The following is an 11,315-nucleotide window of genomic DNA, read 5'->3' as shown; positions in this document are numbered from 1 at the left end:
GAACACGACCGTTAAGACCTCCAGCGCCGATGGTACTTGGACCGAAGGGTCCTGGGAGAGTAGGACGCCGCCAAGCACGAAGAACACTGCTGAACTAATCAGCAGTGTTTTTTTGTTGTTCCCATCCTTGTGTCATGATTTCTAAGTAGCCTAAGTAACTTAAGTAGCATCTAGAGTGAAGTTAGTGACTAGCTGGACTAATGTGGCCATTGTTCCGCAGAACACAAACTGCCTACGAACTACATCGACGCTTGACTGAGTTTTACGGGTTTGATTTGGAGAATGCAGTCCGCTTTGCGTAAGTTCAACTACTCTATGCTGGAATGTCGCTAAAGAATACCAGGTAACTTTACCATGACTATGCCTCGTGAGGGGAGAGAGAGGCTCCAGGGCTGCTCAACAGATTAATAGATGGAACGACAGCTAATAGTGAAATGTCCGAGAGATAACTTTATCCGACAATCTGACGATCTAAGAGTTGATAGAAGCTATTGCATGGGCGTTGGTTTAATACTAAAAGGATGTATGGATCTTTGAAATAATAATATATAAATTAACTATTGCTATATTATACTACATGTGATATAATATTCTTTGTTGTCGAAAGAATTGTTTCTATTACGGCCCGTTGGTCAAGGGGTTAAGACACCTCCCTTTCACGGAGGTAACAGGGGTTCGAATCCCCTACGGGTCATATTGTAATCTTCTGTTCAAGAATTAGCATTTGCTTTAATTAGTAATCTATGCTAAGATCATTAGGTTGCTTCTTTTACGGAGGCTTAGCTCAGCTGGGAGAGCATCTGCCTTACAAGCAGAGGGTCGGGGGTTCGAACCCCTCAGCCTCCACCAGGAAATTTCTGAATATGTTTTTACTGACGCGGGGTGGAGCAGCCCGGTAGCNGGAGGCTTAGCTCAGCTGGGAGAGCATCTGCCTTACAAGCAGAGGGTCGGGGGTTCGAACCCCTCAGCCTCCACCATATAAGTTTATAGATGTATTTTACTGACGCGGGGTGGAGCAGCCCGGTAGCTCGTCGGGCTCATAACCCGAAGGCCGCAGGTTCAAATCCTGCCCCCGCAACCAATTTGGAACCGTGGTGTAGTTGGCCTAACATGCCTGCCTGTCACGCAGGAGATCGCGGGTTCGAATCCCGTCGGTTCCGCCATTATTTTAATAAGTTTAAGTAATACATACCGTATGCGGACGTGGCTCAGCGGTAGAGCATCGCCTTGCCAAGGCGAGGGTCGCGGGTTCGATTCCCGTCGTCCGCTCCATATTTTGCGCCCTTAGCTCAGCTGGATAGAGCGTTTGACTACGAATCAAAAGGTCGGGAGTTCGAATCTCTCAGGGCGCGCCATTTTAACTTCTTGAAGATATAACATTTGACTAATCTTTTTTGCCGGCGTGGCGGAATGGCAGACGCGCTCGACTCAAAATCGAGAGGGAAACCGTGGAGGTTCGAGTCCTCTCGCCGGTACCATACTTAATCAACTGATAGCTCATTAGATGACATATCTAATGAGCTTTTTTATATCTCCATTCATAGCCTGTGCTGAAGAAACATCTGAACATTACTCATACCTACAGCAATGTTTTTTTAACTTGTACCGAGAGACGCTGGAGGACAACGCTAAATTATGTTTGTGTTCGATGATGGCTACTGAACTAAACCTCTTTTTTCGTTCAAACGAGAAATGGCTTGAAGATGTACTTACACGAGGAATAGAGGGAGCCTTCGTTTCTTCAATAAATACCGTGGAGGAATCGAAGATCTTCATCGCCTTTGTGCAAGGTATTCTATTATTATCACAGGCATCAGGTGATATTAAGTATTTTGATACATTAACGGTAAACTATATGAGAGGTTTAAACTGATTGTAAAGAGTTACAATATCGCTTTCGGCTGTTAGGTTTATCGACTTCTAAAGAAATCGATGAATTCATAAAAGAAAGAGGTGCTCCAGGCTGTTATTTTCACAGCAGCCTGGGCACCTCTTTTTAAACTAAAGCGCTCTACTTCAAATTGGGCATTTCAACAGCCGGGTTGGTATCGGCTTCGTAGTCAACGCCTTCTGACTGAAAGCCAAAGAGATGATAGAAATCTTCGCGATATCCTTCCAGATCCGCCAAGTCGTTAACATTCTCGCTGCTCAGTTCATTCCAACGCTTCATAACCTCGGTTTGGACATCCTCACGCATCTCCCAGTCATCGATACGGATGAGTCCTTTTTCATCAACAGCAGTTTCACCTTCGCCATATAGGCGTTCGGAGAAGAGGCGGTAAATCTGCTCGATACAGTTCTCATGCAACTCTTTCTCCTTCATTACCCGGTATAGAGCGGAAATATAGAGTGGTACCACAGGTATTGCAGAGCTAGACTGGGTAACCAGCGCTTTATTCACGGATACATAGGCCCGTCCGCCTGTTTGTCCGAGAAGTCCGTTCAGTTCAATGGCTGTGCGTTCAAGGTCATTCTTCGCCCGTCCGATGGTTCCTTCACGGTAAATCGCATGGGTGACCTCAGGTCCGATATAAGAGTAGGCTACAGTAGTAGCACCGTCTGCCAGTACACCAGCTTCCAGCATGCCGTCGATCCACATTTTCCAGTCCTCACCGCCCATGACTGCAATAGTCTGAGATACTTCTTCCTCGGTGGCAGGTTCAATGCTGGTCATGGATACTTCTCCGCTGTGGAAGTTCAGGGTTTTATTCGTATAAGCTTCACCGATCGGCTTGATTACGGAATTGAAGGTTTCTCCTGTAACTGGATGAGTCCGGCGCGGGGAAGCCACGCTGTAGATCACAAGATCTACTTGCCCGAGTTCTGCCTTAATCAGCTCAAAAGTTTTAGTCTTGATTGCATCCGAGAAGGCATCTCCAACGATATTGAACGATTTAAGTCCTTGATTCTGTACGGCTGCTTCAAAACCGGCTGTGTTGTACCAGCCTGCAGATGCGGTACGTGCGCCCTCTGCGGGTTTATCGAAGAATACGCCGATTGTATTGGCACCTGCGCCAAAAGCGGCGGTAATGCGTGATGCCAAGCCATAGCCGGTGGAAGAACCGATAACAAGTACATTTGCGGGTCCAGTGATTTTTTTCTGGGATTGTACATATTCAATTTGTTTCTCTACCTGTTTCGCACACCCTTCCGGATGGGAGGTTGTACAGATAAAGCCTCTGGTTTTTGGCTGGATAATCATTTATTCGAATCCCCTTTAACATTAGATTTACATGGTCCTGCATACATAAGCCAAATTATACACGAAACCCTTATTGAAGTGAATGGAGCTCAATGAAGTGGATAGGGCAACAGATTCGGCAAATGTGCTGAAGTTGGTAAAATATGCGCATAAATGCTTCTGCTAAAGGCCACAATAGGAAAAAAGCAAAAGAAGGGGATTAACGTGAGTGCTTTTCGCTTGAGAAAAAAGCTGTGGCGGCGATGGAGACGTTGGAAAAGAGCGCTGTGGGTAAGTGCGGCTTGCGTTGCTTTGACTCTGTTAGCCTTTGGAGGGATGCGTGTTCCCGGGGAGCTTAGCGGACTGCTGACGCATTCGATACTGCGGATGGATGAACCCGTAAGAGCGGTATGGAAAGAAGGAATAGCGGAGAACGAAAATCCGGCACTAGCGCTGCAGCGTGAAGAGCTTCTGCAAACTATCAGGCAGAGTGGAATTAACAGAACCGTTCATCTCAAAATCAGCTATGTCAGCGGAGAAGAAGTCCGGACATTATCAGGTATCAGGAATCCTGCGCAAATGGAGGTTCTACTGGCTGAGCGGCCTGCCTGGTCTGGCTATATTAGCGCTGAGGGTGATCTCTGGCTGGAGAATAAGGTCGAGGATCTCTCGCCTGCTGTGAAAAAGGAAGCGTATATTGGCGTGGATGAACAGGGGAATTTGACACTTTTTAAAGGACCTCCGGAGAAGGAGGAAGTGCTTAAGACTTTTTTTCAGATGGATATGGGGTCCATGAAGTCGTCTGTTCCGGAACATATTTGGAAGCAGCTGCGCAGCGGCATTAGAATTCAGGATATTGAAGAGTACGATAGCGTGCTGTCAACGTTCAGTGACTATGCTCGGGACACGGCTGAAGAGGTAATGCAGAGTAAAGAATAAAACATATTACGCGGGGTTCCCGATATGAATGTATCGTGGGGCCTTTTTTTGTTTGCTAAAACTAGGGACTGAAGTCCTCTTTTCTTTAAATGGGGCAAACTTTTTTCTCCGGTGGGCACTATTTTTGCTATAATGGGTAGAAGGAATACATATGTTCGCTTTATAGATTTAAAAGGTTGAATTAGGCGGGAGTATCCGTCTGGTGATAGAGGAGAGATTGAACTTGCGTATTTTAGGCATCGACCCGGGACTCGCCATTGTTGGTTTTGGATTTGTAGACAAGGTGGGCAATAAGCTGACCCCGGTGCAGTACGGCTGCATTCAGACAGAAGCCCATACTCCGGAAGAAGAACGGCTGTTGCATGTCTACGAGGGCATGGTACAGCTGATAGATAAATATAAACCTGATGCGGTCGCAGTAGAGAAGTTGTTCTTTAGCCGCAACGTGACAACAGCACTTCCTGTCGCACAGGCTCGTGGGGTGCTCATACTGGCTGCCGTGCAGCAAGGGCTCCCGGTTGCTGAATATACACCTATGATGGTGAAACAGGCGGTTGTCGGTTACGGCAAGGCGGAGAAGAAGCAGGTGCAGGAGATGGTCAAGCTGTTATTGAAGTTATCCGCTATCCCTAAGCCAGACGATGTGGCCGATGCGCTCGCGGTTGCCGTGTGTCACGCACATTCCACCAGTCTAAATTCCAAATTAAATGAGGTATTGCGCAAATGATAGATTTCTTAAGAGGACCAGTTGTTCATTTGGAAACGGAATATGTGGTAATGGATGTGCAAGGAGTTGGATACCGCGTGTTCTGCCCAAATCCGTATGCTTTTGCCAAAGCAGATGGACCGGTTACCATCTATATTCATTACCAGACCCGCGAGGATGCCACTCTGCTGTTTGGGTTTCCGACACGGGAAGAGCAGAAGCTGTTTCGCAAACTAATTGAAGTATCTGGCATAGGCCCGCGTGTAGCGCTCGGGATTCTAACCGGTGGGACACCAGACCAGCTAATCTCTGCGATATACCAGGAGAATATCACTTTCCTGACTAAGCTTCCAGGGATTGGCAAGAAGACCGCGCAGCGGATGATTCTTGACCTTAAAGATAAGCTGGAGGGTCTGGGAAGCGTTCCTATACAAACGGGTCTGTTCGCAGTCAATGTGGAAGCGGAGTTCGGCGCTCTGCCGTGGGATGAAGCCAAGGATGGGTTGAAGGCGCTGGGTTATACGGAAAGCGAGCTGGATAGGGTATGGCTGACCCTGAAGAAAGAAGGAGACGAGTCGGGAAGCGTAGATGTGCTGATGAAAAAAGCGCTGAAGCTTCTGTACGTAGCCAAATAAGCTGCGGACTTGCTTAGAATGGGAGTGATGAAAGATGGATGACCGGATCATATCCGCGAATTTAATGATGGATGAGGCGGCAGCAGAGCTAAGTTTGCGCCCGCGTTATCTGGGAGAATATATCGGACAGACCCAGGTCAAGGACAACCTGAAGATCTATATTGAAGCAGCGAAAATGAGAAATGAAGCACTTGATCATGTACTGCTTTATGGGCCTCCGGGACTTGGTAAAACCACACTCGCGAATATTATCGCTAACGAGTTAGGGGTAAATCTTCGCACTACATCAGGCCCAGCCATTGAGCGGGCTGGTGACCTTGCGGCGCTTCTGACTAATCTGCAGGAAGGCGATGTACTGTTCATTGACGAGATTCACCGCCTCCACCGTACGGTAGAAGAGGTAATGTATCCGGCGATGGAGGATTTCGCACTGGATATTATGATCGGTAAGGGGCCGAGTGCCCGTTCCGTAAGACTGGATCTTCCGCCGTTCACTTTGATCGGGGCGACTACCCGGGCTGGGCTATTGTCGGCCCCGCTCCGCGACCGATTCGGCGTGGTCAGCCGGCTGGAATATTACTCAACCGAGGAATTAAGTTTCATTGTGTCTCGCAATGCCGATTTGTTAGGTGTTGAAATTCTGGGTGATGCCGCTGATGAGGTGGCCCTTCGTTCCAGGGGGACTCCGCGGATTGCCAATAGGCTCCTGAAGCGGGTCCGTGATTTCGCTCAGGTGCGCGGCGATGGGATCATTACACCGGACTTGGCTGGGGAAGCACTCAAGCGGCTACAGGTGGACCCGCGTGGACTGGATAGCATCGACCACAAAATGCTGCACTCCATGATTACAAATTTCCGCGGCGGCCCTGTAGGGCTGGATACGATTGCCGCTACCATTAGTGAAGAAAGTCAGACTATTGAGGATGTGTACGAGCCCTATTTATTGCAGATTGGATTCCTGCAAAGGACGCCCCGGGGAAGAGTCGCGACCCCGGCGGCATATCATCACCTGGGTATTCCACTTCCTCCGCAGCAGCCATGAGTACTTAACTACATTTATCCTAGGGGGATGAAGGATGGATTCTACAAAACGGATTAGAAAAGGGATGCGTTTAGGACTAGGCCTGCTTTCGGCAGCTTTGCTTGCCGGAAGCTTGTTCGTGTCTGCCACACCGGTTCATGCGGATGCGAGCGCCAAGATTCGTGTTGCATTATTCGCAGATATCGGAAGCAAATATAAATCTACCGTACCGGCAGTTTCTTTGCAGTCGGCTCAGGACTTCAGCATTATCTCACGCAGCAGCTCTGCTATTCCGCTCGTTACTGTACCCGCCAAAACGGTTGTACGTGTCAGCTATGACAGCTTCCGGGTAAAAGTGCTGGAAACTTCCGTCTGGAAGGAAGCCGCGGATGCAGCGAAGAAGCTTCAGGCAACTTCAGATAAACCTTTACTGTTTATGGCATCAAGAAGTACAGGGAATGTATATCAGCTGTATACAGGTATGTACGCCAGTGAGAGCGCTGCGAAGGATGCGGCAGCCCGTATAAGTAAGTCGGGTGTTATCTTTCCTGCGGGACAAAGTCCCGCTGTTAAAGGATCCAAACATCTTACGGCAGGTCAATATCTGACCCGCGAGGAAGCAGAGGCAGCACGAAGTAATATTTCAGTTTTGGGACTAGATGCCTGGACGGTTGTTCTTCCTTCTGAAGCTGCACCGAAATATGAAGTGTGGATCGGAGAGGCTTCGAACGACAGTGATCTAGCTGCATTACAGGCATCGGCGGCAACAGTACTGCCCCAGACTACACTTGCGGTAAGCACTGCACCTTCAGGGGGGATTATCCTCCGGACGGATGCCGGGCTCGATCTGACAACTGAAACCCAGGCTCCCCATTACCTCATTACTGGCAGTTCTACAAAGTTTCTTGCTGCCGGAAATACCTCAGGTATTCAAATCACAGAACGGTCGAAACGAACTTACCGTGGCGATTTGGAGCTAAGCGGATTGAATGGTTCTCTTGCGGTTATTAATGAAGTGCTGCTGGAGCAGTATTTATATGCGGTTGTCGGCGGAGAGGTCTCTTCCGGATGGCCGGCAGAAGCGCTCAAAGCTCAGGCAGTCGCTGCCCGGAGTTATGCCCTGTCCCAAGGCAACCGGTTTGATGTGGCCAACGTTGTCGATACGACACTAAGCCAGGTGTATAACGGCATTGGTGCAGAAGCCCCGGTCATCACGAAGGCGGTGGATGCGACTTCCGGGGAAGTGCTGATGAGTGGCGGTAAAATTGTGGAAGCGGTATTCTCCTCCAACAGCGGTGGTTATACAGCTGATCCTTCGGAGGTATGGGGTAATCCAAACCCGATATTTGCGAGTACTGCTAGCCCTACTGATATCGCGGCAGCAGCTACCTCCAAGTATTGGTACAATGTGATGTTGCCTAACGGAACCATCGGATATGCTCGGGAAGATAATGTGAAGCTGACGGGTGCCAAAACGGCAGGCGGTCTTGATCTGCTTACGGCTGCAACCCAGAATGTAAATATTCGTTCACTTCCGGTTATTCAGAGTGATGTGAACCCGATCGGCAAGCTTAATCCCGGAGAAAATGCTGTCGTGCTGGATAAGGTACTTGAGTCCGGCAGTTACAGCTGGATCAAAGGACCCTATACATCAGCGGATCTATTGAAAAGTCTCCAGGGAGTTACCAGTAGTACACTGCCTTCTTCCATCATCAGTCTTCAGGTCACCCAGCGGGGACCCTCGGGCAGACCAGTTCAGATTAAGGCGAATGGTGAAATACTGAAGATGAAATATCCGGATTTGTTCCGCTCGGCTTTTGGCGGATTACCTAGCACTTTGTTTGATATTGTCCCATCCGGCAGTTATACTGTATTAGGCGCTAACGGTGCGACAACTACAGTAACCGGCTCGCAAACGGCAGGTGTACTCTCCGCTTCGGGTATGGTTAATGCCGGCGGCAGCAGAACGGTGATTATGGGTGGGAAATCTACCGCCAGAGTGATCAGCAGCAACCCGGGTTTTATGTTTATCGGCTTTGGTTATGGTCATGGGCTGGGCTTGTCCCAATGGGGTGTAAAAGGGCTTGCGGACAACGGTTATGATTATAAACAAATATTGCAACAGTATTACCGCAACGTTACTATAGTTAAGGAATGAAGATAAACCATGAATGTAGATATGTATGATTTCGAATTGCCTGAGGAACTGATTGCACAGACACCACTTGTTGAGCGCAGCGCCTCGAGGCTTCTGACCGTTGACCGGCGCACCGGTGAAACGGCACACCGGCATTTCACTGATATTATTGATGCATTGCAGGCAGGAGATACTCTCGTACTGAATGATACGAGAGTCATTCCTGCGCGTTTGTTTGGAATAAAAGAAGAAACTGGTGCCAAAGCGGAGGTTCTGCTCCTGAAGAACCTGGGTGAAGATCGCTGGGAGGCGCTCGTGAAGCCAGGCAAGAAGCTGAAGCCAGGTGCTGTCATTGTATTTGGAGATGAACTTCGGGCAGTTATTGAGGAAGAAGAGGACATGGGCGGCCGGACGCTCCGCTTCATGTATGAAGGGATTTTTCAGGAAATTCTGGATAGACTGGGAACTATGCCACTGCCTCCATATATTAAGGAAACTCTTGATGACCGTGAACGGTATCAGACTGTATATGCGCGGAATGAAGGATCGGCAGCAGCACCCACGGCCGGACTGCATTTTACCGAAGAGCTCTTGGAGCAGATCTCAGCTAAAGGGGTCAACATTGCATACATCACGCTTCATGTTGGACTGGGTACATTCCGTCCGATGTCGGTTGAACGTGTTGAAGAGCATGTCATGCACGCAGAATATTTCTCTTTATCCAAGCAAACGGCAGATATGCTGAATGCCGCGAGAGAAAAAGGCGGCCGGATTATCGCCGTCGGAACAACCTCCTGCCGGACACTGGAGACAGCCGGACAATTGTGTGACGGCGGACCGCTTAAAGAATGCAGCGGTTGGACAGACATTTTCATTTACCCGGGGTATACATTTAAAGTTGTAAATGCCCTGATTACCAATTTTCATTTGCCGAAATCGACGTTGGTCATGCTTGTCAGTGCATTAGCCGGCCGTGATCACATTATGAATGCCTATCAAGAAGCTATCGCTGAGAAATACCGATTCTTCAGCTTTGGCGATGCAATGTTCATTTATTAAGTAAGAGGAAGGTATAAACCTATGGCAGCAATAACTTATGAGCACATCAAAACATGTAAGCAATCCGGAGCGCGGCTCGGACGAGTTCACACGCCTCACGGAATTATCGAAACACCAACGTTCATGCCGGTGGGTACACAGGCTACAGTAAAGACCATGAGTCCTGAAGAACTGAAAGAAATGGACGCCCAGATCATTTTAAGCAACACGTACCACTTGTTCCTGCGTCCAGGGCACGAAATTGTCGGCGAAGCCGGAGGACTGCATAAGTTCATGAACTGGGACCGTCCGATCTTGACCGACAGCGGCGGCTTTCAGGTGTTCTCTTTGAGTGATATGCGCAAAATTACTGAAGAAGGCGTTCATTTCCGTTCCCATCTGAACGGTGACAAGAAGTTCTTGTCTCCCGAAGTCGCGATGGAAGTGCAGAATGCGCTGGGCTCGGATATTATGATGGCCTTCGACGAATGTCCACCATATCCGGCTGAATATGAATACGTTAAGAAATCGCTTGAACGGACTACCCGTTGGGCAGAACGCTGCCTTAAAAGTCATGCCCGTCCCAATGATCAGGGACTGTTCGCGATCGTTCAGGGTGGCATGCATGAAGACTTGCGCCGCCAGAGCGCAGCTGATTTGACTTCCATGGATTTCCCGGGGTATGCTATTGGAGGACTCAGCGTCGGAGAGTCTAAGCAGCTAATGTATGAAGTGCTGGATTATACGGTTCCTCTGCTGCCGCAGAATAAGCCGCGCTATTTAATGGGCGTCGGTTCACCTGATGCGCTGTTAGAAGGATCAATCCGGGGAGTGGACATGTTCGACTGTGTACTGCCTACCCGTATTGCCCGAAATGGAACGACGATGACCAGTCAGGGAAGACTCGTTGTACGCAACGCTCAGTATGCCCGTGATTTCGGGCCGCTAGATCCGGAGTGTAACTGCTATACCTGCCGGAATTATTCCCGCGCATATTTGCGCCATTTAATCAAGGCCGACGAGACCTTCGGCTTAAGATTGACGACATACCACAACTTACACTTCCTGTTGGAATTAATGCGTAATGTGCGTGAAGCCATCAGAGAAGATCGGCTGCTTGATTTTCGCGATGAGTTTTTTGCAAAATACGGATTATATGATAATCTAAAAGGTTTCTAGGCAGTAAAATGTAGTAGTGATGCAGATTTTGAAAGGGGGGAAATCATGTTATATGCAGCAACTCAATCCGGAAGCAGTATCATAACGCTTGTTGGTCCATTTGTACTTATGTTTGTTGTGTTTTATTTCCTGCTGATTCGTCCGCAGCAGAAGAAAACTAAAGCCCGCAACGGTATGCTTAGAGCCCTGAAGAAGGGTGATAAAGTTGTAACCATCGGAGGCTTGCACGGCACAATCATGGAGATTTCCGATGATATCGTAGTGCTACGCGCGAACGATGTTACGAAACTCACGTTTGACCGCGGTTCGATCAGTCATGCCGTTACTACGGAAGCTGATAAAAAAGAGTAGGCAATGAATAAATGATTACAAAAAAGGGTGTTCCTGCAGCGATTGATATGCTCCCCATATAGTAGACAGGTGAAATAATAAAAGCCTGTTACTGTATGGGGAGCATTTTATGGAACAAAAGAAGTTTA

The 11,315-nt window shown here is 48.5% G+C and carries 10 protein-coding genes, 8 tRNA genes and 1 rRNA gene; 18 read left to right on the top strand and 1 reads right to left on the bottom strand.

The features are described from left to right. The 10 genes from rrf to ACAN55_RS24020 form a co-directional block, all read left to right on the top strand. Positions 1 to 76 (top strand): 5S ribosomal RNA (gene rrf, locus ACAN55_RS24265); the annotation flags it as partial. A gap of 546 nt (positions 77 to 622) precedes the next feature. Next, a tRNA-Glu gene (locus ACAN55_RS24060) sits at positions 623 to 694 on the top strand. 79 nt (positions 695 to 773) lie between these two features. Next, positions 774 to 849: transfer RNA gene (locus ACAN55_RS24055), tRNA-Val, on the top strand. A gap of 52 nt (positions 850 to 901) precedes the next feature. Continuing rightward, positions 902 to 977, top strand: a tRNA-Val gene (locus ACAN55_RS24050). 27 nt (positions 978 to 1,004) lie between these two features. After that, positions 1,005 to 1,081: transfer RNA gene (locus ACAN55_RS24045), tRNA-Met, on the top strand. Between the two features lie 4 nt (positions 1,082 to 1,085). Then, positions 1,086 to 1,163: transfer RNA gene (locus ACAN55_RS24040), tRNA-Asp, on the top strand. 34 nt (positions 1,164 to 1,197) lie between these two features. Then, positions 1,198 to 1,272, top strand: a tRNA-Gly gene (locus ACAN55_RS24035). Positions 1,273 to 1,278: 6 nt separating this feature from the next. After that, positions 1,279 to 1,355: transfer RNA gene (locus tag ACAN55_RS24030), tRNA-Arg, on the top strand. A gap of 41 nt (positions 1,356 to 1,396) precedes the next feature. Continuing rightward, positions 1,397 to 1,478 (top strand) — tRNA-Leu (locus tag ACAN55_RS24025). A 173-nt stretch (positions 1,479 to 1,651) separates the two neighbouring features. After that, entirely contained in the window at positions 1,652 to 1,873 is a 222-nt protein-coding gene (locus tag ACAN55_RS24020; protein ID WP_379139107.1) for a hypothetical protein, read from the top strand. A 138-nt stretch (positions 1,874 to 2,011) separates the two neighbouring features. Here the strand turns inward: ACAN55_RS24020 and fabV are convergent, their stop codons facing one another. Further along, the gene (fabV, locus tag ACAN55_RS24015) at positions 2,012 to 3,202 is read right to left on the bottom strand and encodes an enoyl-ACP reductase FabV (protein ID WP_379139105.1); all 1,191 of its coding nucleotides are present in this window, start codon (positions 3,200 to 3,202) and stop codon (positions 2,012 to 2,014) included. 219 nt (positions 3,203 to 3,421) lie between these two features. Between fabV and ACAN55_RS24010 the strand changes: the two genes are divergently transcribed. The 8 genes from ACAN55_RS24010 (at position 3,422) to yajC (ending at position 11,187) form a co-directional block, all read left to right on the top strand. Beyond that, positions 3,422 to 4,120 (top strand): BofC C-terminal domain-containing protein, encoded by a 699-nt coding sequence (locus ACAN55_RS24010; protein WP_379139103.1) that lies wholly within the window; start codon positions 3,422 to 3,424, stop codon positions 4,118 to 4,120. Positions 4,121 to 4,343: 223 nt separating this feature from the next. Then, positions 4,344 to 4,847 (top strand): crossover junction endodeoxyribonuclease RuvC, encoded by a 504-nt coding sequence (ruvC, locus tag ACAN55_RS24005; protein WP_379139101.1) that lies wholly within the window; start codon positions 4,344 to 4,346, stop codon positions 4,845 to 4,847. Continuing rightward, positions 4,844 to 5,461, top strand: a complete 618-nt coding sequence (ruvA, locus tag ACAN55_RS24000) for a Holliday junction branch migration protein RuvA (protein ID WP_379139099.1) — start codon at positions 4,844 to 4,846, stop codon at positions 5,459 to 5,461. The genes ruvC and ruvA overlap by 4 nt, the downstream gene beginning before the upstream one ends. A 34-nt stretch (positions 5,462 to 5,495) precedes the next feature. Next, entirely contained in the window at positions 5,496 to 6,503 is a 1,008-nt protein-coding gene (gene ruvB / locus ACAN55_RS23995) for a Holliday junction branch migration DNA helicase RuvB (protein WP_379139097.1), read from the top strand. 34 nt (positions 6,504 to 6,537) lie between these two features. Continuing rightward, positions 6,538 to 8,640 (top strand): SpoIID/LytB domain-containing protein, encoded by a 2,103-nt coding sequence (locus ACAN55_RS23990; protein WP_379139095.1) that lies wholly within the window; start codon positions 6,538 to 6,540, stop codon positions 8,638 to 8,640. Between the two features lie 9 nt (positions 8,641 to 8,649). Then, on the top strand, positions 8,650 to 9,678 hold the full coding sequence (gene queA, locus ACAN55_RS23985; RefSeq protein WP_379139093.1) for a tRNA preQ1(34) S-adenosylmethionine ribosyltransferase-isomerase QueA: 1,029 nt from the start codon (positions 8,650 to 8,652) through the stop codon (positions 9,676 to 9,678). Between the two features lie 21 nt (positions 9,679 to 9,699). Further along, positions 9,700 to 10,836 (top strand): tRNA guanosine(34) transglycosylase Tgt, encoded by a 1,137-nt coding sequence (tgt, locus tag ACAN55_RS23980; protein WP_379139091.1) that lies wholly within the window; start codon positions 9,700 to 9,702, stop codon positions 10,834 to 10,836. A gap of 45 nt (positions 10,837 to 10,881) precedes the next feature. Next, entirely contained in the window at positions 10,882 to 11,187 is a 306-nt protein-coding gene (gene yajC, locus ACAN55_RS23975) for a preprotein translocase subunit YajC (RefSeq protein WP_379139089.1), read from the top strand. Positions 11,188 to 11,315: the final 128 nt, after the last annotated feature.

The organism is Paenibacillus oryziterrae, from assembly GCF_042610485.1.
GTDB lineage: Bacteria > Bacillota > Bacilli > Paenibacillales > Paenibacillaceae > Paenibacillus_AQ.
This window is presented reverse-complemented; position numbering and strand designations above follow the sequence as displayed.

Bases quoted from the DNA above. Each gene is read 5' to 3' on its own strand.
- ACAN55_RS24020 (WP_379139107.1), top strand. From the start codon at position 1,652: ATGGCTACTGAACTAAACCTCTTTTTTCGTTCAAACGAGAAATGGCTT.
- fabV (WP_379139105.1), bottom strand. From the start codon at position 3,202: ATGATTATCCAGCCAAAAACCAGAGGCTTTATCTGTACAACCTCCCAT.
- ruvA (WP_379139099.1), top strand. From the start codon at position 4,844: ATGATAGATTTCTTAAGAGGACCAGTTGTTCATTTGGAAACGGAATAT.
- ruvB (WP_379139097.1), top strand. From the start codon at position 5,496: ATGGATGACCGGATCATATCCGCGAATTTAATGATGGATGAGGCGGCA.
- ACAN55_RS23990 (WP_379139095.1), top strand. From the start codon at position 6,538: ATGGATTCTACAAAACGGATTAGAAAAGGGATGCGTTTAGGACTAGGC.
- queA (WP_379139093.1), top strand. From the start codon at position 8,650: ATGAATGTAGATATGTATGATTTCGAATTGCCTGAGGAACTGATTGCA.
- tgt (WP_379139091.1), top strand. From the start codon at position 9,700: ATGGCAGCAATAACTTATGAGCACATCAAAACATGTAAGCAATCCGGA.
- yajC (WP_379139089.1), top strand. From the start codon at position 10,882: ATGTTATATGCAGCAACTCAATCCGGAAGCAGTATCATAACGCTTGTT.